Origin of the sequence: Halomonas daqiaonensis (assembly GCF_900109725.1) — a bacterium.
In the GTDB taxonomy this organism is placed as follows: Bacteria; Pseudomonadota; Gammaproteobacteria; order Pseudomonadales; family Halomonadaceae; genus Halomonas; species Halomonas daqiaonensis.
The window spans coordinates 160,705-180,838 of record NZ_FOBC01000001.1; the positions used below are offsets into that span (position 1 = coordinate 160,705).

At 63.9% G+C, this 20,134-nt stretch carries 21 protein-coding genes; 14 read left to right on the forward strand and 7 right to left on the reverse strand.

Going from position 1 to position 20,134, the window contains the following annotated elements:
- Positions 1–120: 120 nt before the first annotated feature.
- Positions 121–930, reverse strand: a complete 810-nt coding sequence (dkgB, locus tag BMY30_RS00765; RefSeq protein ID WP_089709739.1) for a 2,5-didehydrogluconate reductase DkgB — start codon at positions 928–930, stop codon at positions 121–123.
- Positions 931–1,118: 188 nt separating this feature from the next.
- Between dkgB and BMY30_RS00770 the strand changes: the two genes are divergently transcribed.
- From BMY30_RS00770 to BMY30_RS00785, 4 genes are all read left to right on the forward strand, one after another.
- The gene (locus BMY30_RS00770; protein WP_089709740.1) at positions 1,119–2,987 is read left to right on the forward strand and encodes a PHA/PHB synthase family protein; all 1,869 of its coding nucleotides are present in this window, start codon (positions 1,119–1,121) and stop codon (positions 2,985–2,987) included.
- A 206-nt stretch (positions 2,988–3,193) separates the two neighbouring features.
- On the forward strand, positions 3,194–3,730 hold the full coding sequence (locus tag BMY30_RS00775) for a DUF1269 domain-containing protein (RefSeq protein ID WP_089709741.1): 537 nt from the start codon (positions 3,194–3,196) through the stop codon (positions 3,728–3,730).
- A 154-nt stretch (positions 3,731–3,884) separates the two neighbouring features.
- Positions 3,885–5,156, forward strand: a complete 1,272-nt coding sequence (locus BMY30_RS00780; RefSeq protein WP_089709742.1) for an ATP-binding protein — start codon at positions 3,885–3,887, stop codon at positions 5,154–5,156.
- A 43-nt stretch (positions 5,157–5,199) separates the two neighbouring features.
- The gene (locus tag BMY30_RS00785) at positions 5,200–5,739 is read left to right on the forward strand and encodes a response regulator transcription factor (protein WP_089709743.1); all 540 of its coding nucleotides are present in this window, start codon (positions 5,200–5,202) and stop codon (positions 5,737–5,739) included.
- A 6-nt stretch (positions 5,740–5,745) separates the two neighbouring features.
- On the opposite strand, the gene BMY30_RS00790 is transcribed toward BMY30_RS00785, so the two are convergent.
- Both BMY30_RS00790 and hybE read right to left on the reverse strand, forming a co-directional pair.
- Positions 5,746–6,516, reverse strand: coding sequence for a 3-hydroxybutyrate dehydrogenase (locus BMY30_RS00790; RefSeq protein ID WP_089709744.1), 771 nt, complete (start codon positions 6,514–6,516; stop codon positions 5,746–5,748).
- 129 nt (positions 6,517–6,645) lie between these two features.
- A complete protein-coding gene (gene hybE, locus BMY30_RS00795; protein WP_170840033.1) occupies positions 6,646–7,068 on the reverse strand; it encodes a [NiFe]-hydrogenase assembly chaperone HybE in 423 nt (140 codons plus the stop codon).
- A 160-nt stretch (positions 7,069–7,228) separates the two neighbouring features.
- Between hybE and BMY30_RS00800 the strand changes: the two genes are divergently transcribed.
- From BMY30_RS00800 to BMY30_RS00810, 3 genes are all read left to right on the forward strand, one after another.
- Positions 7,229–8,047: an inositol monophosphatase family protein gene (locus BMY30_RS00800; RefSeq protein WP_089709745.1), complete on the forward strand. Its 819-nt coding sequence runs from the start codon at positions 7,229–7,231 to the stop codon at positions 8,045–8,047.
- Between the two features lie 133 nt (positions 8,048–8,180).
- Positions 8,181–8,450: a GrxA family glutaredoxin gene (locus BMY30_RS00805; RefSeq protein ID WP_089709746.1), complete on the forward strand. Its 270-nt coding sequence runs from the start codon at positions 8,181–8,183 to the stop codon at positions 8,448–8,450.
- A gap of 227 nt (positions 8,451–8,677) precedes the next feature.
- Complete coding sequence (locus tag BMY30_RS00810; RefSeq protein ID WP_089709747.1) at positions 8,678–9,445, forward strand: VOC family protein; 768 nt, start codon at positions 8,678–8,680, stop codon at positions 9,443–9,445.
- 183 nt (positions 9,446–9,628) lie between these two features.
- Here the strand turns inward: BMY30_RS00810 and BMY30_RS00815 are convergent, their stop codons facing one another.
- Entirely contained in the window at positions 9,629–10,291 is a 663-nt protein-coding gene (locus tag BMY30_RS00815) for a CoA transferase subunit B (protein WP_089709748.1), read from the reverse strand.
- Between the two features lie 52 nt (positions 10,292–10,343).
- Positions 10,344–11,045: a CoA transferase subunit A gene (locus tag BMY30_RS00820; protein ID WP_089709749.1), complete on the reverse strand. Its 702-nt coding sequence runs from the start codon at positions 11,043–11,045 to the stop codon at positions 10,344–10,346.
- 154 nt (positions 11,046–11,199) lie between these two features.
- Here BMY30_RS00820 and BMY30_RS00825 point away from each other — a divergent pair, with 154 nt between their 5' ends.
- The 6 genes from BMY30_RS00825 to BMY30_RS00850 all read left to right on the forward strand — a co-directional run bounded on the left by BMY30_RS00825 (position 11,200) and on the right by BMY30_RS00850 (position 16,412).
- A complete protein-coding gene (locus tag BMY30_RS00825) occupies positions 11,200–12,105 on the forward strand; it encodes a LysR family transcriptional regulator (protein WP_089709750.1) in 906 nt (301 codons plus the stop codon).
- A 72-nt stretch (positions 12,106–12,177) separates the two neighbouring features.
- Positions 12,178–13,050 (forward strand): acyltransferase, encoded by an 873-nt coding sequence (locus BMY30_RS00830; protein ID WP_089709751.1) that lies wholly within the window; start codon positions 12,178–12,180, stop codon positions 13,048–13,050.
- The gene (locus BMY30_RS00835) at positions 12,996–13,916 is read left to right on the forward strand and encodes a LysM peptidoglycan-binding domain-containing protein (protein ID WP_089709752.1); all 921 of its coding nucleotides are present in this window, start codon (positions 12,996–12,998) and stop codon (positions 13,914–13,916) included. The genes BMY30_RS00830 and BMY30_RS00835 overlap by 55 nt, the downstream gene beginning before the upstream one ends.
- A gap of 145 nt (positions 13,917–14,061) precedes the next feature.
- Positions 14,062–15,222 (forward strand): glycosyltransferase family 4 protein, encoded by a 1,161-nt coding sequence (locus BMY30_RS00840; protein WP_089709753.1) that lies wholly within the window; start codon positions 14,062–14,064, stop codon positions 15,220–15,222.
- Entirely contained in the window at positions 15,194–15,736 is a 543-nt protein-coding gene (locus BMY30_RS00845) for a phosphatase PAP2 family protein (protein WP_089709754.1), read from the forward strand. The genes BMY30_RS00840 and BMY30_RS00845 overlap by 29 nt, the downstream gene beginning before the upstream one ends.
- A 46-nt stretch (positions 15,737–15,782) precedes the next feature.
- Positions 15,783–16,412: an alpha-ketoglutarate-dependent dioxygenase AlkB family protein gene (locus tag BMY30_RS00850; protein WP_089709755.1), complete on the forward strand. Its 630-nt coding sequence runs from the start codon at positions 15,783–15,785 to the stop codon at positions 16,410–16,412.
- 113 nt (positions 16,413–16,525) lie between these two features.
- On the opposite strand, the gene gcvT is transcribed toward BMY30_RS00850, so the two are convergent.
- Both gcvT and BMY30_RS00860 read right to left on the reverse strand, forming a co-directional pair.
- Positions 16,526–17,635, reverse strand: a complete 1,110-nt coding sequence (gene gcvT, locus BMY30_RS00855) for a glycine cleavage system aminomethyltransferase GcvT (protein ID WP_089709756.1) — start codon at positions 17,633–17,635, stop codon at positions 16,526–16,528.
- Between the two features lie 78 nt (positions 17,636–17,713).
- A complete protein-coding gene (locus BMY30_RS00860) occupies positions 17,714–19,120 on the reverse strand; it encodes an alanine/glycine:cation symporter family protein (protein ID WP_089709757.1) in 1,407 nt (468 codons plus the stop codon).
- 530 nt (positions 19,121–19,650) lie between these two features.
- Between BMY30_RS00860 and gcvH the strand changes: the two genes are divergently transcribed.
- Positions 19,651–20,043, forward strand: a complete 393-nt coding sequence (gene gcvH, locus BMY30_RS00865; protein ID WP_089709758.1) for a glycine cleavage system protein GcvH — start codon at positions 19,651–19,653, stop codon at positions 20,041–20,043.
- Positions 20,044–20,134 lie beyond the last annotated feature (91 nt).

Sequence of the window (20,134 nt, forward strand, 5' to 3'; positions counted from 1 at the left end):
ATGCAGTGCCTGGTCAGGACTCGAATGAAATCTCGAAAGACCAATATGATACCGCGACAGGCCATGGCTCTGCACCCTGCCAACACAGCCACGGCAATACCTTCAGGCGGATGACAAGAGTCAGTCCCACTCCGGCGCAAAGTCCGGATCGGCGATACGCTCGCCGCGGTCCAGACCGGCGATCGCCTCAAGCTCGTCATCGCCGAGCTTTATATCGACGGCTTCCAGGTTGGCCGCAAGATGCTCGCGCCGGGTGGACGAGGGGATGGTCACCACGCCACGCGACCGCGTCCAGGCCAGGACGACCTGGGCCGGGGTGACACCATGGGCTTCGGCGATGTCTTTCAGGGTCTCGTCTTCCAGCACCTTGCCCACGGCTAACGGCATGTAGCCGGTCACCGTCAGGCCGCGAGACTGGCAGTGCTCGACCACCGCACGGTTCTGCAGGAAAGGATGCACCTCGACCTGGTTGGTCAGCAGCCACTCCGGGCCGAGGATCTCGAGGGCCCGGTCGACCTGGGCGATGGTGAAGTTGGAAACCCCGATGTGGCGCGCCTGGCCCGCCTGCTGCACCTCGCGCAGGGCCGTCAGGTAATCGGTCATGGGCACGGCCTCGTCCGGCGAGGGCCAGTGGATCAACAGCAGGTCGACGTAATCGGTGCCTAGCTTCTCCAGGCTCTCCTCGACGCTGGCCTTGAGGGATGCGGGCTCCAGTCGATCGTGCCACACCTTGGTGGTAACGAAGAGCGTCTCGCGCGGCACCTCACTTTCGGCGATGGCTGCGCCAACGTCCTGCTCGTTATCGTACATCTGGGCGGTGTCGATGTGGCGAAACCCCAGCTCCAGGGCATCGTGGATCACCCGCTTCAGGGTGTCGCCCTGGAGGCGAAAGGTACCTAGGCCGGGATTGGGCAATGTCGGGATGCTCATGAGATCTCCTTGTCATGCCATGGTGTCGGTGTGACATCCTACTAGATGCGGCAGGCGGCGGCCGACTTCAAGGGACAGCATGCGCCGGGGCCATGCCTGCCGGGCGTGCCCTACACTGAAAGCCATCATCGGGGTATCCAGCCTGAAGTATCCATGCCGATACGCCCCGATCGAGGAGGAAAGAAAGCATGCAGGACATCGACCGAAGCGACGACGCCCAAGGGGCTGAATCATCCGCCCCCGGACGGCCCCTGGCCCCCCAGCCGGAAAAATCGGCCCCTCCCCTGTGGCGACATCGACACGCCTTCAGTGGTGGCGAACGAGAAGCCGAAGGGGAAGGTGACCTCTATGCCACCACCGACCGCATGGCCCATGCCAGCCTGGGCAGGCTGACCGGCGGGGTGTCACCGATCGCCATCATGCAGGCCTTCAGCGATTGGGCCTGGCATCTGAGCATCTCGCCGGGCAAGCAAACTCAACTCGTCGAGGAGATGGGACGCGAGATGAGCCGACTATGGGGGTTCCTGCCGCACTCGATGAATGAAGGGGCATGCAAGCCCTGTATCGAACCGCGCCCCCACGACGACCGCTTCGCGGGGGAAGAGTGGCAGAAATGGCCCTACAACGTCTTTTCCCAATCCTTTCTGCTGACCCAGCAATGGTGGAACAAGGCCACGACGGGCGTGGATGGCGTGGACCCACACCACGAGGACATCGTGAAGTTCATGATTCGCCAGATTCTCGATGGCTTGGCACCGACCAACTCGCCCCTGACCAATCCAAATGTCGCCAGACGCACCTTCGAGACCGGCGGTAGGAACTTCGTCGACGGCTACATGCACTTCCTCGAAGATGCGCGCCGCATGATGACGGGTGAACCTCCGGCGGGGACAGAGAAGTTTCGCCCCGGCGAGACGGTTGCGGTAACGCCCGGCAAGGTCATCTATCGCAACCGCCTGATGGAGCTCATCCAGTACTCCCCGACAACGGACAGGGTAAAGAGCGAACCCCTGCTGATCATTCCCGCCTGGATCATGAAGTACTACATACTGGATCTCTCGCCGCACAACTCCCTGGTGCGCTGGCTCGTAGAGCAGGGCTATACCGTCTTCATGGTGTCGTGGAAGAACCCCGACGCCGACGATCGCGATCTGGGCATGGAGGACTATCGCAAGCTGGGCATCATGGAAGCCTTCGATGTCATCAATGCGGTGGTTCCCGACCAGAGGATACACGGCGTGGGCTACTGCCTGGGCGGCACCCTGCTGTCGATCGCGGCGGCCGCCATGGCTCGAGATGGTGATGACCGGCTTGCCTCCTTGACCCTGTTCGCCTCGGAGACGGATTTCGAGGAAGCTGGCGAGCTGGAATTGTTCATCGATGAGAGCCAAGTGAGCTTTCTTCAGGACCTGATGTGGCACCAGGGCTATCTGGACAAGTGGCAGATGCGCGGTACCTTCGTCTTCCTGCGCTCCAACGATCTCGTCTGGTCGGCCTTCGTGAAGTCCTACCTGATGGGCGAGTCGCTGCCGATGTTCGACCTGATGGCCTGGAGCACCGATTCCACTCGCATGACCTTCCGCATGCACTCGGAATACCTGGAGCGCCTCTACCTCGAGAATGCCCTGGCCAATGGAGACTACTGCGTAGACGACTTTGCGGTAGTGCTCAACGATGTCGAGGTGCCGATCTTCGCCGTTGGCACAAGCAGCGATCACATCGCCCCGTGGAGGTCCGTCTACAAGATCCATCTGCTGACCAACACGGATGTCACCTTCACGCTGACCTCCGGCGGCCATAACGCCGGGGTGATCAGCGAGCCGGGCAAGAGCAAGCACGTCTACCAGATCGCCGACAAGCCTGCCGACGCCTCCTATGTGACGCCCGAGACCTGGCACGAGAAGGTTCCCGAAAGGCAGGGTTCCTGGTGGCCGGAATGGCATCGCTGGCTTCTCGAACACTCCAGTGGCGAAACGCCCCCGCCACCGATGGGTGCCCCCGAAGCCGGCCATGAACCCCTGGAGGACGCACCGGGACACTATGTGCTCCAGCAGTAAGAATGCGCCTTTCATGAATGACCAGGCCACGAGTCTCGCGTGAGGCACGAGACTCCAGAACCTTCTCGTGCCTGTCTCGGTGATGATCGCCAGAGAGGGGCCTGCATAGGGTGCGTTGGAAGACAAGGTGCATTCCACCTTTGCCGTTTACGACAATATCAACAACCTTGTATGAGAAATCCTTGCTGCGAAAACAGGAGAATAATATGAGCCGCTTGTATTTCTTGACCCCTGACCTGGATACCACGGTAAACATCGCCCGTGAGCTCGACGAACTCGGGTTGAGCAAGGACCAGGTCCATGTGACAGGCGAGAACTGGAGACAACTGGAGAAGAGGGGGGTGCATAACGCCACCCTGCGCGAGACCAGCGATGTGGTCAACGCGGCGAAACGGGGTTTGATCTATGGCCTGCCGCTGGGTCTGGTGCTGGGGGTCGTCACCTACTATGCCCTCGAGAACATGATCGGCGACATGAGCTTTCTGATGATTGCCATTGGTATGACGGTGTTCGGCGGCCTCTTCGGTATCTGGAGCAGCACCATGATCGGTGTCTCGGTGCCTGACGTGAAGATTGAGAAGTACAAGGATGATCTGGGAGAGGGGGCCTTCCTGATGATGGTGGATGTTCCGAACAACCGCGAGTCAGAGATCAACTCGGTTATCCACCGCCACCATCCCGAGGTGGTCATCGACAAGGTTACCCAGGAGGAGAAGAAGCACCACGCCGGCGTAGGACGTTGAAGGGAGACCAGCTCTCTCGCTGACCTCAAGGCAGAAGGATATCTCATTGTCGCATCCGTGGTCAGCGATCGACACTGTGCTTCAAGGGGGCCCTCTCGGGCAAAGGCTCCCCATGATCGAGTACCATCGGGCCTGACCACCTGACGGAGTCGTCATGCCAGCCGCCCTGCCCTTGCCGCTCTCCACGCCCAACCGCAATCTGGTGCGGCTGACCATCGTGCGTGGCATCACCTGGACCGGCTTCCTGGCCGCGATCATCATCGGCATCGAACTGCTGGGCTTCTCGCTTGAAGTGCCTGCGGTGATTGCTGTGATTATCGCCATGGGGGCGATCAACATCGCCACCTGGTGGCGCCTGGGCCGCCCGCGGGCGGTGACCCACGTCGAATATCTGGCTCACCTGCTGATCGACGTGACAGGCCTGACGCTGCTGTTCTACTTTACCGGCGGCTCCCACAATCCCTTCATCAACTACTATCTGGTGCCGGTCACCATCGCCGCGGCGACCCTCCCGTGGCGGCACGCCTGGGTGGTCGCCGCCGCCTCCATGGCCGCCTACAGCTTCCTGATGATGGCCTATCAACCGGTACCGCAATTCGCCCAGGGCCAAGGCGGGGCAACTCTCAGCCTTCACGTGCTGGGCATGTGGCTCAACTTCGGGCTTTCGGCAGGTCTCGTCACCTTCTTCATCTACAAGATGGCCCACGCCCTGCGCAGTCGCGACCAGGCACTCTCGCGTACCCGCGAGGCCGCCTTGCGCAACGAGCAGGTGCTGGCCGTGGCTACCCAGGCGGCAGGGACGGCCCACGAGTTGGGCACGCCGCTCTCCACCATGGCGGTACTGCTCGGCGAGATGCGCAAGGACGCCAGGGACCAGCCGGCATTGACCCGGGACATCGAGCTGTTGCGTCAACAGGTCGACACCTGCAAGTCGCGGTTGCGCCACTTGGTGGAGAACGCCGACCGCAGTCGCATGGCCGAACCCGAGGTCCACGACGCCCAGGCCTGGCTGGCCGGGGTGGTACAGCGCTGGCTGGTGCTGCGCCCCGATGTCAGCCACCATCTGGAGATCGCCGAACGGCGCGGCCCCCCCTGGCTGGCGGTGGATGCCACGCTCGACCAGGCACTGACCAACCTGCTCAACAACGCCGCCGATGCCAACCCGGACGATATCTCCATCCGGCTCGACTGGAACCGCGACGAGGTGATCATCGATATCCGCGATCACGGACCCGGCGTGGCGATGTCCATCGCCGACCAGTTGGGCGAGACCTTCATCTCTACCAAGAGCAAGGGACTGGGCATCGGTCTCTTTCTGACCCACGCCACTATCAACCGCTTCGGGGGCGGCGTCAGCCTGTACAATCATCCCGAGGGCGGCACCCTGACAGAAGTGACCTTGCCGCGCAGCCAGCCTCGACCCTGACACCCGACGGCAGCAGGATGCCGCGCCCGCCTGCGAGGACACCATGCAAGAAACCGCCGAACGCCTGCTGATCATCGACGACGACGAGATGTTCTGCCATGTGCTCGACCGCGCCCTGAGCCGCCGTGGCTTCGAGGTGCTCGTCGCCCATGACGCCGCCCAGGCCCTCTCCCTGGCACGCCGCCACCAGCCCCAGTTGGCCACACTGGACCTCAAGCTGGAGAACGAGTCGGGGCTGAAGCTGCTGCCGGAATTGCTTGAGGTCGTACCGAACTGCCGGGTGGTGGTGCTGACCGGCTACTCGAGCATCGCTACCGCAGTGGAGGCAATCAAGCTGGGTGCAGTCAACTATCTTTGCAAGCCGGCGGATGCCGAAGAAGTGCTGATGGCGTTATCACGGGAGGAGGGCGATCCGGAGACCGAGGTGGCCGACAATCCACCCTCGATCAACCGCATCACCTGGGAGCATATCCAGAAGGTACTGCAGGAGCACGACGGCAACATCTCGGCAACCGCCAGGGCGCTGGGCATGCACCGACGTACCCTGCAGCGCAAGCTGCAGAAGCGGCCGGTGCGACGGTAAGCCCGGTTATTGCGCCGTCCAGCCCAGGTCGATGTTCCAGCTGGACCCGGTGACGGCGCCAGCGAGGTCGGAGGCCAAATAGCCGACCAGCTCGGCTACCTCGGCGGGCTCGATAAGGCGCTTGACAGCCGCATTCTTGAGCATGATGTTCTCGATCACCTCCTGCTCCTCCATGCCGTGCATCTTCGCCTGGTCGGCGATCTGGTTGTCGACCAGTGGCGTCTTGACGTAGGCGGGGCAGATGGCGTTGGCGGTAATGCCTTGGCTGCCGCCTTCCAGCGCCGCGGTCTTGGTCAGGCCGATCATGCCGTGTTTGGCGCTGATGTAGGCCGACTTGCCCGGTGAGGCCACCTGGGCATGAACCGAGGCAATATTGATGATGCGTCCCCAGCCGTTCTCGCGCATGGAGGGCCAAGCGGCCTGGGTGAGCAGGAAGGGGGCGGTGAGCATCAGGTCGATGATCTGGCGCCACTTCGTTTCCGGGAAGTCCTCGATGGGCGAGACATGCTGGATGCCGGCGTTGTTGACCAGGATGTCGACACGCCCGAAGCGCTTGATCGCCTCGCCCACCGCCGCCTTGCAGGCCTCACCGTCGGTCAGATCGGCCTGGAAGAAGGCGGCACCCGCCTGCTCGGCGATCTCCTTACCCGCCGGGTTGAAGTCCACGGCAAGGACCTGGTGACCCTGTTCGCAGAAATGGCGGACCACGGCTTCGCCGATACCGCTACTGGTGCCGGTGATCATGGCGACGCGAGGGATGGAAGCGTTGGCGGTCATGCGTGACTCCTTTGTCCTGTGAACCGGGCTGGAACCCGGGCAGGCCCCTCATGGGACCGGGGTGATGTTGTCGATATCCGCCTCCAGCATAAGGTGGATGACGCAGCGCGTCATCCGCCCAAGGGCTCATCACGCCGACGTCATGACACGCTCCATGAGTTGCTGGGCGAGACGACTGCCCTTCTGGAGGGAACCGACATCCGAGAGGTCGTCGAGAAGCTCGCAACGCCACCACCCATCCGCTTCCCCCAGGGTTTCGAACATGAAGGGATAGCGACCGGAGGGCAGTGCCAGCGTAAGGTCCCCTGTCAGCGGCCGCGGAGCAGTCACTTCGTCGATGACCAGGACCAGCGAGAGCGAGACGGGTGTGACCAGTGCACCCAGCAGTCCCCTGCAGCCGTCCTCGATCCGGTGGCGCTGGAAACAGAGGGCATCCACCCCCAACCGGGGGTTGAAGTGGGGCTCACGCTTGGCGGCCTTCAGGTGGTAGCGATTCCAGGCCTCGGCCAGCTGGCGCAGCCGGGCATACTGGTCGGCAGTCAGGGCCTGCATGGTGTCCTCCGGGGCGTGGAAGGGGCGCCAGTATAGCCGCCATGCTATTTCCTTCGCACCAGACCTTCGCACCAGACCTTCGCACTCTGGCCTTCGCATTCGGCAGGGGCAGGGTGAGCTGATAGCATGCAAGGCCGTTTTCTCCTGACGAGGAGCCACCATGACACCCGCCCAGCGACTGGAGCTCGCCGTCGACATCGCCCACGAGGCCGGCCGGATGATCGTCGAAGCCCGTGAGCGTCAGGTCTTCGGCCAACGCTACAAGCATGGCCACGAGTTAGTCACCGATACCGACATCGAGGTGGATACGCACATCAGCGAGCGCCTTGAACAGCACTTCGCCGGAGAGGCACGCCTCAGCGAGGAACTGGCCCCGAGTCGCGAGGCACTGTCCAGCCCGAGGGCGCTGTGGGTGGTTGATCCCATCGACGGCACGGTCAACTTCGCCCATGGCCTGCGCCATGTGGCGGTCTCCATCGGCTGGGCCAACCAGGGCCGCACCCGCCTGGGGGTGGTGCATGCCCCCTTCCTCGGCGAGACCTTCACCGCGCTTGACGGCCAGGGGGCCTGGTGCAATGGCCAGGCGATCCATGCCAGCCGTACCGGTAACCTGAGCCACGCTCTGGTAGGCACCGGCTTCCCCTATCGCCGCGAAAGTCGTCTGCCGCTGATGCGTCGCCTCACCGCCGTGCTGGCCCACTGTCAGGACGTGCGCCGCAACGGCTCTGCAGCCCTGGACCTGTGCGATGTGGCCTGTGGTCGGCTGGATGCCTACTACGAGAGTGTCTCTCCTTGGGATTGTGCCGCGGGCTGGCTGATTGCCCGGGAAGCAGGCGCCCGTACCGGTCACCTCTATCGCGGCCCGGCGGGAATTCCCGAAGACCTCTACGGAGAGAACCTGCTGGTGACCAGCCCCGATCTTCATGTCGAGCTCGGCGATCTGCTGCGCCGGGCCGATGCCGGGGATATCGACACCTGAACGCCCCGATAGTGGATTGCCATCACCTTGCAAGGGGACGACTATTGGCGAAACGTCGCATGCTCCGTCACACTAGCGGCCGTTTTTACCCCGGATCCCTCTTCACGCACCCTGCCGTGCAAGGAGTCGCTGCATGTTCGTCGTCATCTTCGGTCGTCCCGCCTGCCCCTTCTGCGACCGTGCCAAGGCCCTAGCTGCCCAGCTCGAAAGTGCCGGTACCATCGAGGGTCACCGCTACGTCGATATCCATGCCGAAGGTATCACCAAGGCCGACCTGGAGAAGACTATCGGCAAGCCGGTTCACACCGTGCCGCAGATCTTCATCGACCAGACGCATGTCGGCGGTTTCACCGAATTCGACCGCTACGTACGTGATCAGGCGCTGTTGACTGTCCCCACCTGAACCAACGTACGTGATCAGGCGCTGTTGACTGTCCCCACCTGAACCACAAGCCTTCTACCGCTACTGATACCGGCGCGCTGGCCTCATCATCCCCGACACCTGCCGCGCCCCGAGGTGCCCCCGCTACGACGAACGTCTTCCCCGCGTTGAATGCCGCTCCCGACCCGCTGCCTATACTGGCGGCGTGCAGGCGCGCACAGGGCATCACGACAGAGGGACAAGGCACGATGCAACGGGAAGAGTTCGTCCAGCAGCTGTGGCTGGACTATATCCACCAGCATCCGGACGTGGGCGGACTGCGGCTATGGCCCGTAGAGGCGCCGGCAGAATACCTGGCGATCCTTACGCTAAACCACGGACCCTGGGCCATGGATGCCCTGCTGCCGACCCTGGCGCGATTCGGGTATCGCCCTCAGCAACGTTACGGCATGGCCGATCGCGGCCTGCTTGCTACCCTGCTCTCTGCACCGGACGACGGGGCTTGGGTACTGCTCGCCGAGCTCCAGCTCGGCACTCTGTCGCGACGCCCCCGTGAGCGCCTCCAGCGGCTGGTCGGCAATGCCGACCCCCACGAGGCCCGCAGCCAGGCTCTGCTCTGTCATGGCCGCCCCTGGCCGATGCCCGACTGGAGCACTTATCAGGCCCTGCATCAAGCCCATCCGTTGGCCGGCTGGCTCTCGGTGATGGGGCCGCGGGTCCATCACGCCGGCTTCGACTGCCAGCGCCTGGATCACGATATCACTGAGCTTGACGACCAGCTCCAGCAGGCTGGTCTCACCGGCAGTAGCGACCGCCATCACGGCCTCTTCCCCGTCTCGCCGCTGCTTGACTACCGCTTCTATGCCACCAGTTCGCGTCGCCTGGCCTTTGCCGATGGCGACGAGCACCGTGTCGGCCTCGGCGGGCTATCCCTCGTCCAGAAACAGGTCAGCGCCAACCAGGAGCGTGCCGCCGAGCTCCTGTTGCCACACCATACCCGCTGCGAGATATCCTGACCCGATCATCCACAGAATCTGTGGATAACGCTGTGAATCATCTCAGCGGGAGGGCGAGCCGGGCGGGACGCCAAAGGGCCTGCCCTGGAATGATCAGTTTTTCGGCAGATCCGCAGCCGATGCCGCGAACGACAGCGGCCCGGACACTGGTCCGGGCCGCATGCCTTGTCGCCATAGAGAAGATCAATTCTCGAAGGTCATCTCCGGGACATGGTCGGGCACCACAAGCTTGCCGGCGGTCAGCGACTTGATCTCCTCCACGGAGACGCCCGGCGCCCGCTCCTTGAGGTGGAAGGCACCATCCTTGATCTCCAGATAAGCGAGGTCGGTCAGCACCCGGTTGATGCAGCCCGCGCCGGTCAGCGGCAGGTTGCAGCTCTCGAGCAGCTTGGACTCGCCATGCTTGGAGGCATGGGTCATGGTGCAGATGATATTCTCGGCGCCGGCCACCAGGTCCATGGCACCACCCATGCCCTTGATCAGCTTGCCGGGAACCATCCAGGACGCGATGTTGCCGTTCTGGTCGACCTCGAAGGCGCCGAGGACTGTCAGGTCGACGTGACCGCCGCGGATCATGGCGAAGGATTCCGCGGAGCTGAAGATCGCCGCGCCTGGCCGAGCGGTGACGGTCTGCTTGCCGGCGTTGATCATGTCGGGGTCGAGCTCTTCCTCGGTGGGAAAACGCCCCATGCCCAGCAGGCCGTTCTCGGACTGCAGCATGACGTCGATGCCGTCGGGGATGTAGTTGGCCACCAGGGTTGGGATGCCGATGCCCAGGTTGACGTAGAAACCGTCTTCGAGTTCGCGCGCCACGCGCATTGCCATCTGTTCGCGAGTCAGTGCCATCTTCTTGCCTCTTGTGTTCGGTGGAGAAGCGGTCGTAAGGAAGCAGCGGGGCTCAGCCCTGGTGTACGGTGCGCTTCTCGATGCGCTTCTCGAAGGTGCCCTGGATGATGCGGTCGACGTAGATGCCGGGGGTGTGGATCTGGTCGGGCTTGAGCTCGCCGGGCTCGACGATCTCCTCCACTTCGACCACGGTGATCCTGCCGGCGGTGGCCGCCATGGGGTTGAAGTTCTGGGCGGTGTCGCGGTAGACGACGTTGCCGTAGCGGTCGGCCTTCCAGCCCTTGATGATGGCGAAGTCCCCCACCACCGACTCCTCGAGGATGTAATGGCGGCCGTTGAACTCGCGGACCTCCTTGCCCTCGCCAATCGGCGTGCCGTAACCGGTGGCGGTATAGAAGGCGGGGATCCCGGCACCACCGGCGCGCATCTTCTCGGCCAGGGTGCCCTGAGGGGTGAGGATGACCTCGATCTCCTCGTCGAGCATCTGTCGTTCGAAGAGCGCGTTCTCGCCGACATAGGAGGCATAGAAACGACGAATCTGCTTATCCTCCAGCAGCAGGCCCAGGCCGAAGCCGTCGACGCCGCAGTTATTGGAGTACACCGTCAGGTCCTTGACGCCGCGGCGCTTGACCTCGGCGATCAGGTTCTCGGGAATGCCGCAGAGTCCGAAGCCGCCGGCGATCACGGTCATGCCGCTCTCGATACCGTCCATTGCCTCTTCGTAGGAGTACACACGCTTGTCGAATCCGGCCATAGTGGCGCCTCGCGTTGTTGTGGAGTGAATAAATCGTTGTGGAGCGAATGAGCAGAATGTCAGTCCAGTGTTGCCGCTGCCAATATATTTGTTAAGTTTGTTTTATTTATTGATTGATTTACTCAGCTCATGAATTTGACCTTGGTAGCATGCCATGACCGTCAAGCAACTGCGCGCCTTCCTCGCCGTGGCCCGGACCCTGAGCTTCACTCAGGCCTGCGAACACCTTCACCTCTCCCAGCCGGCATTGAGCCTGGCGATCAAGGGGCTCGAGGAGAGCCTGGGCGGCCGCCTGCTGATCCGCAGCACCCGCAGCGTTCGGCTTACCCCGGAGGGCGAGTCACTGGTGCCTCTGGCCAAGCGGCTGATCGCCGAATGGGACAATACCGAGGAGTTGCTGCGCCAGCGCTTCACCCTCCAGCTCGGCCGCCTGGCGGTGGCTACTATGCCCTCCTTTGCCAGCAACCTGCTGCCACCGGCCCTGCGGGTGTTCCGCCAGCGCCATCCGCGCGTCAATGTCACGGTCCATGATGTGATCAACGAGCAGGTAATCGAGATGGTGCGTGCTCGCCAGGTCGAGCTGGGGCTGGTGTTCGAGCCGGAAGCCACCGGCAGCCTCTCCTTCACGCCGCTGTTCCGCGATCGCTTCGTCGCCGTGGTGCCGGCCGAGTCACGCCTGGCCGAGCGCTCCCGACTGGGCTGGCCGACGCTGATGACCCGCGACTTCATCACCCTGCAACGCCCCTCCATGGTGCGCCGACTGCTGGAGCAGCAGTTGGAGAGTCGCGGCCTGACCTTGCCCGCCGCCTTCGAGTGCCACCAGCTGGCCACCGTGGGACGCATGGTTGCCAGCGGCCTGGGCGTCAGCGCGGTCCCGTCGCTGTGTATCGCCCAGATGCAGGAGCTCGGCGCCGTCTGCGTACCCCTGGATGACCCAATCATCGAACGCGACGTCGGCGTGCTGACCTGGAACAACCATGAGCTCTCAGTGGCTGCCCTGGCGCTGCAGGAGGTACTCGCCGAGACCATTCGCACGCCTGGTCTGGCACCGGGACGTTGACCCCGGCCGCTGGGCAGCCCGCGGTCGATCCATTAGCATGGACGGCACATGAAACCGGCCGAGGAGACAGGCATGCCGACCCTCAGGGGGCTCGTCAGCATCCTGCTGCTGACATTCACTACCCTCGCCTGGGGGATCCCGCTGATCCTGCTCACCCTGGTCAAGCTGATGACGCCGGGGCGCCGGCTGCGGCGACGAGTACTGACGGCGCTCAACTGGGTGGCCCTCAACTGGGTGGGCAGCAACCTCTGGTGGATGCGCCACTGGCTGAGGCCACGGCTGGAAATAACACTGCCCGAAGGATTGTCCTGCGACCAGTGGTGGCTGGTCATCTCGAACCATCGCAGCTGGACCGATATCTTCCTGCTGTTCTTCGCCCTGCATCGGCGAATTCCCATGCCCCACTTCTTCGTCAAGCGCCAACTGATCTGGATCCCCATTGTCGGCCTGGCCTTCTGGGCCATGGAATTCCCCATGCTGCGCCGCCTGACTCGCGCGCAACGCGAGCGCAACCCGCAGCTGGCACGGCGCGACCGCGAGGCCACCGAGCGCATGTGCCGTCACGCCCGCGAGCGTCCTATCGCCATCTACAACTTTGTCGAGGGCACCCGCTTCACCACTGCCAAGCAGGCCGCTCAGGGCGCCCCCTACCGCCATCTGCTGAGGCCCCGCGCCGGTGGCATCGCCCAGGTGATGGGCCTGCTCGGTGATCGCCTCGGCGGTATACTGGACGTCACCTTGGACTACGAGAATCCCGCCCCCAGTTTCTGGGGCTTCCTCTGTGGCCGTGAGGGACTGGTGCGGCTGAAAGCTCGACACTTAGCGGTTCCTGCCTGGATGCTCGAAGGCGACTATCACGACGACACGGACTACAAGGAACGCTTCCAGTCATGGCTAAACGCCCTGTGGCAGGACAAGGATCGCCGGCTCGACGCCTCGCGCTGACCCTTATGCTGGTCAGTACGCTGCTGGTCGGCTGCGCCGGAGGCGCAGGAGATAGCCGCCCGGACAGGCAAATCGCCGGCCAGTGGATCACCATCCAGCGCGGCGATACCCTAGGCGAGATCGCCAACCGCGCCGACGTGCCCTTGGTGCGCCTGGAACGCTTCAACCCCGGCGTCGATGCTAGGCGTCTGGCCGTCGGCCAGCGCGTGATGGTCCCCGACCGTGACGAGCGCGCCCCTTCCGGCGGCCCCTACCGCTATCGGGTGCGCCCTGGGGACACCTACACTGCCATCGCCCGACGCTTCGGCGGCCGCGCCGACCGGATCCAGGCGGCGAACCCAGGGATTGAGCCCACCAGCCTGAGGGTCGGTCAGTTGATCCAGGTGCCGCTGGGGGGCCGGCAGGCGGCGTCCACGGACGCCAGTGGGGGCAACACCGCGAGCAAGGCTAGCCGGCCGGCAAGCAAGCGCCTGCCAGATCCGGGAAACCTGCCCGCCTCCGCGCGTGGCTGGCCCTGGCCGCTGGACGACTACCGGATCGAGCGTCCCTTTGGCGCCGACGGCCGCGGCACTCTGCAGCCCATGCTGCTGGCCACCAGCCGGGGAAACCGGGCCCGCGTCGTGGCCGACGGCGAGGTGCGCTTTGCCGACAGCATGCGACAGCTGGGCCAAGTGGTCATCGTCCACCATGCTAATAACCTGCAGAGCGTGTATGCCCTCTGTGCGAGGCCGCTGGTGGGCAGCGGGGAGTCGGTCAAGCGTGGGACTCCGGTCTGCGAGGTCGGCCAGCAGGATGGCAGCCCACGGCTGCTCTTCGACATGCGCCATGGTGGCAAGCCCATCGACCCTGCCCGAGTGCTGCGCTGAGGGTGTAGCCGGGCCCCTGTGCCGAGCCTGCCAACCCGACTCGCCGTCATGCGTTGTTCATCGCTGTGTCGCGCGACTGTCATTGCCCCTCGGCATCCTTGCTGGTGTCAGCCCTCTCCGGGCCTGCCACCGCAAGAGGAACCGCATGCGCATCTGCCTGGTCAGCGAAACCTGGTCCCCCGACATCAATGGTGTCGCCCATACCCTCGGTCAGCTCAGTACTGAACTGCACAGGCGAGGTGTGGCCCTTCAATTGATTCGCCCGCGACCGGCTGACAAGACTGTGCCGCGGGCCGAAGGCATGGAAGCGGAACTCAGGGTGCCGGGTCTGGGCCTGCCGGGCTATCGCCAGGTACGCATCGGGCTGCCTGCCACGGCGGCCATCGAATGCCTGTGGAGGCAACAGCGCCCGTCGGCCGTCTACCTGGCCACCCAGGGACCGTTGGGCTGGTCGGCCCTGCGCGCCGCCGAAAGGCTGGGTATTCCGGTGGTCAGCGGCTGGCATACCAACTTCGACCACTACTGCCGTGACTATGGCCTGGCCTGGCTGGCACCGTTTGTACTGCGCCGCTTGCGCCACTTCCATAACCGTACGGCCGCCACCCTGGTACCGACCCACGCCCAGACCGGGGAACTTAGCTACCAGGGCTTCGCCAACGTGCGGGTCATGGCCCGTGGTATCGATGGTGAGCGCTTCTCGCCGGCCCATCGTGACCCGGATCTGCGCACCCGCTGGGGCAGCGACGCTCACCGGCCGGTGGCGCTGCATGTGGGACGCCTGGCCGCAGAGAAGAACCTCGACCTGCTGCGCGACACCTTCACGACGATGCTCGCTGCCCACCCCGATCTCATCCTGGTCGTGGTCGGCGACGGTCCAGGGCGGGACACATTGCAACGCGCCCTGCCCCAGGCCCACTTCACCGGCTTCATCGACCGGGATGCGCTGATTCGCCACTACGCCAGTGCCGATCTCTTCGTCTTCCCCTCGATCTCGGAGACATGGGGCAATGTAGTGCTCGAGGCCATGGCCAGTGGTCTTGCCGTCGTGGCCTTCCGCCATGCTGCCGGCGCAGAGCTGATCGACGACGACCTCAACGGTGTCAGCCTGGCAGTGGGTGACGAAGCCGGCTTCCGGGAGGCTGCCGCGGCCCTCTGCCAACAGCCTGCCCGCTATGCCCGTCTGGGTCGTGCCGCCAGGGAGCGCGCCTTGACATACCGCTGGTCATCGATTGCCGATACCTTCCTCGCCACCCTGGCTCAACCCCGGGAGCATCACGATGAAGCCGCATCCGCCTGCCGTGTTTGAACGTCTCGACCTCATCGAATGGCAGCTCTGCCAACGCCTGGCCGGCTTCAACGTTCACGCGCCTTGGCTGGCCCTGCTGCGCCTTTCCAGCAAGCTGGGGGACTGGCCCCTCTGGGTCGGACTGATCCTCGTCCAGCCGCTGCTCCATACCGCCGGTAGCGGTCAGCGGATGGCCCAGTACACCGCCACGGCCCTGGTGGCAATCGGCATCTACCGGTGGCTCAAGACCCGGCTATGTCGCGAGCGCCCCTTCATCACCTTCAGCGGCATCATCCACTGCAACGAGCCCGCCCGGGACCGCTACAGCTTTCCCAGCGGCCATACCATGCATGCGGTGATGTTCTGCACGCTGACCGCTGCCCATGCCCCCTGGCTGCTACCTTGGTTGGTCCCTGTCTCGCTGCTGATTGCCGTGTCGCGGGTGGGCCTTGGGCTTCACTACATCAGCGATGTCGCGGCCGGGGCCCTGCTCGGCCTGGTCTTTGCCCTGATCAGCCTGCAATTGGCCGGCTGACTGCATACCGTTGGCCGCCACCTGGTCGGGCTGGCATCCTGACCCCATGCGCCCTGGATACGACCCGCAAGGCGAGCCCCTGCTCGACTCGCCTGCCCTGACCCTGTTCAACGGCCTGCTCGGCGAGCCCACCGCGACCCGACTGCTGACGCAACTCGACCAGGCGCTGGCCTGGCAACGGCCGACCCTGCGCCTTTATGGACGCGAGCATCCGATCCCGCGACGCCAGCTGTGGATGGGCGATCCCGATGCCCGTTACCGCTATTCGGGCCGGGACTTCCTGCCCGAGCCGTGGCATCCCGCGGTCTCGACTATTCGTGCAGCCGTCAACCGACGCCTGGCCGATGCCGGCCTCTCGGCCCGTTTCAACAGCGTGCTGCTCAATCGATATGCCGACGGCGAGGAGCGTATGGGCTGGCATAGCGACGACGAGCCGGAGCTTGGCCCGGACCCGCTGATCGCCGCGGTGAGCCTGGGGGCCGAACGCCCGCTGCGCTTCCGCTGGAAGGACCGTTCGGCTGAGGCCTTCAATGTCTGGCTGCCCCACGACAGCCTGCTGGTGATGGGGGCCGGCGTGCAGGACAGGTTGCAACATGCCCTACAGCCCCGTCGACTGCCCGGGATGCGCATCAGCCTGACCTTCCGCCTGGTAAACCCGGGGTCGCCTGTTGCCTGACACGTTATTTCTCGATTTCTCTTCTTGCTATGGGTGACCCAATGACCAACTTGGTCCGGAATAGATGCAAAGCATTAGAAGAGGTGATAACGGTATAAAAAGGAGTATACGTCTCAACCTCGATGGTAGCCGGGGGTGACGAAGGGCATCTTGCTCACCGTCATCGGCAGGCGTTTGCCGCGCACCTCGGCATACACCGTGGTGCCGACCTCGCTGGCCTCGATAGCCACGTAACCCATCGCCACCGGCTGGCCGACACTGGGGGCGAAGCCGCCCGAAGTCACGCGGCCCACATGGTGACCCTCGGTATCATAGAGTTCGGCCCCTTCACGCACCGGGGCACGGCCCTCACCGAGCAGCCCCACCCGCTTGCGGCGATGGTCCTTCTCGGCTACCTGGTGCAGTATCAGGTCGGCACCCGGGAAGCCGCCGGCACGCTCGCCGCCGCGACGACGTGGTTTGCCGATGGCCCATATCAGCCCCGCTTCCACCGGCGTCGTCTCGGTATCGATATCGTGACCATAGAGGCAGAGCCCTGCCTCGAGGCGCAGCGAGTCACGAGCGCCCAGGCCGATCGCCTCGACCTCGTCTTCTTTTAACAGGCGGCGCGCCAGCGCTTCGGTATCTTCGGCAGCCACCGAGATCTCGAAGCCGTCCTCGCCGGTATAACCGCTGCGGCTGACCCAGACGTCGATGCCCTCGAGGGTAAAATGGCCATGCTGCATGAAGACCATCTCGCAGGCCTCGGGGCACAGTCGCTGCATCACCTCGGCTGCCTTCGGGCCCTGCAGCGCCAGCAGGCCTCGGTCGACCACTTCCACCTCGTAGTCGAGCAGGCCACGGCGCAAGTGGGCGGCATCCTGTTCCCGGCAGGCGGCGTTGACTACCAGATAGAGGTGATCCCCGGCATTGACCACCATCAGGTCGTCGAGGATGCCGCCTTCCTCGGCAGTGAACAGCGCATAGCGCTGCATGCCCTCGGGGAGCCCGACGATGTCCGCCGGCACCAGGGTTTCCAGTGCCTCGGCGGGATTCGGGCCGCTCAGCAGGATCTGTCCCATATGGGAGACATCGAAAAGCCCGCAGGCGCGACGGGTATGCTCGTGCTCGCGCTTGACCCCCAGCGGGTACTGCACCGGCATCTCATAGCCGGCGAAGGGCACCATCTTGGCCCCCAGCTCCACGTGCAGGGTGTGCAAGGGGGTATGCTTGAGTTCACTCATGTCGTCATCTCCCATGAATTGGGGACCAACGCAAGAGAGGTGCCCTGCAGGGCACCTCTCGTCGGCCTGAATCATCGATCAATGCTGATCGTGGTCGAGTTCTTCACCCGGCAGGATATCCTTGCCGTCAAAGTAGTCACGGGCCAGCTTGAAGACCACCGGCGACAGCAGCGCCAGGGCGATCAGATTGGGAATGGCCATCATGGCATTGAAGGTATCGGCCATCAGCCAGATGAAGCCCAGTTGTGCCATGGCACCCAGCGGGATCGCCAGCACGAACAGCACCCGGTAGAGCGTGATAGAGCGGGTACCGAACAGGAACTGGAAGCATTTCTCGCCGTAGAAGGACCAACCCAGGATGGTAGTAAAGGCGAACACCGCCAGCGCCAGCGATACGATCTCGTTACCCATGCCCGGCAGGGCCGCATCGAAGGAGAGCGCGGTCAGTGACGCTCCCGCTTCGCCGGTCTCCCAGACGCCTGACGTCAGGATGACCAAGGCAGTAATGGAGCAGACGATGATGGTATCGATGAAGGTGCCCAGCATGGCGATCAGACCCTGACGAACCGGGTTCTTGGTCTGTGCTGCCGCATGGGCAATAGGCGCGCTACCCAGGCCAGCCTCGTTCGAGAAGATGCCGCGCGCCACGCCGAAGCGGATCGCCGCCATCACCGCCGCACCGGCGAAGCCACCCATCGCCGCATGGGGGTTGAAGGCATAGTAGAAGATCATGCTGAACGCCGCACCGATCTGATCGGCGTTGATAACAAGTACGACCAGGCCGGCCAGCACGTAGAGGATGCCCATGATCGGCACCAGTTTGCCCGCCACCTTGGCGATACGCTTGATGCCCCCGAGGATCACGGCACCGGCCAGCACCATGATCACCACCCCGGTGATCCAATGAGGAAAGCCGAAGGTGGAGTCCAGGGCATCCGCCACGGAGTTCGACTGCACCGTGTTACCGATACCGAAGGCGGCCACTGCGCCGAAGAAGGCGAAGGCACCGCCCAGCCACAGCCACTTCTTGCCCAGGCCGTTCTTGATGTAGAACATCGGGCCACCGACATGGTAGCCGGTACTGTCGGTTTCGCGGTACCGCACTGCCAGCACTGCCTCGGCGAACTTTGTCGCCATCCCCACCAGGGCCGTGATCCACATCCAGAACACTGCACCCGGGCCACCCAGGGCGATTGCCGTGGCCACGCCGGCAATGTTGCCGGTGCCGATGGTGGCGGACAGTGCCGTCATCAGGGCATTGAAGGGCGAGATCTCGCCATCTTCTTCCTTCGTCTTCTTCTCGCCCGGCGCCAGTTTGCGATCACGCCCCTGCCACATCAGCTTGAAGCCGGTGCCGAGCTTGCGGATCGGCATCAGCTTCAGGCCGAGCTGAAGGTAAAGGCCCACCCCCAGCAGCAGGATCAGCATCAAAGGCCCCCACACCACGCCATTGATGGCACCGAAGATACTGTTCAAGGTTTCCACGAGAATCTCCCTTATTCACGCTTGTGGTTGAGACCCGGTATGCGCTCACAATGTCGCCTTACTTTCAGAAAGGCGAAATGGCATGGGCGGGCCAGGCTTCGACGAAAGATCGGCAGGCCGAACGCCTTAACGATAGCGGATCCTGCCATGGATGCACCAGCCCGATGCGCCAGCCGACACACCACTGCGGCACCTCGGGCGGTGTCGCTCCCTATTTACGATCGGAAACGCGGCAAGCCTACTGTCGACAACGCTAGGGAGCAAGGATGGGTAACGCCAGGTATCGCGACCACCTGCGCCGCCGGGGCCCGACCGTGATATGCCACGCTGCCCGTCGACAAAAGGACCGCTACAGAGAGCAGCACATACCCTGCAAGGCGGGCACTGGACGAACCGGACACGGCGAACCACCCTGTGAACGGGCCGAGGAGCGCCATGTGCGCCCTCGGCCCGCCGGGAAGACTCGCCAAATGCCGCCAATGGCGTTAGCATCCGCGAATCTGAAAACCTTTTTCGTATAGGAAATCACGATGAGCTCTATCCCCGCCAACCTGCGCTATGCCGAAAGCCATGAATGGGTCCTCGACAATGGCGACGGCACCGTGACCATCGGCATCACCGATCATGCCCAGGAAGCGTTGGGCGACGTGGTCTTCGTCGAGCTTCCCGAGGTGGGTCGTACCCTGGCCGTGGGCGACGAGTTCGGCGTCATCGAGTCGGTCAAGGCCGCTTCCGACCTCTACGCACCGGTGGCCGGCGAGATCCTAGAGGTCAACGAGACCCTCGAGGACGCCCCCGAAACCGTCAACGAGTCGCCCTACGAGGATGGTTGGCTCATGAAGGTTCGCCTGGAAGAAGCCAGCGCCCTCGATGATTTGCTCGACGCGGATGCCTATCAGGCAGTGGCCGCCGCTGAAGAGTGATCCTCACCCGTGACGTCCTCGTCGAGACCGGCCAGGTCGAGCCAGGCCGTTGATGCGACGAGGCAACACGCCCGGCCCCGCCCATGACGGG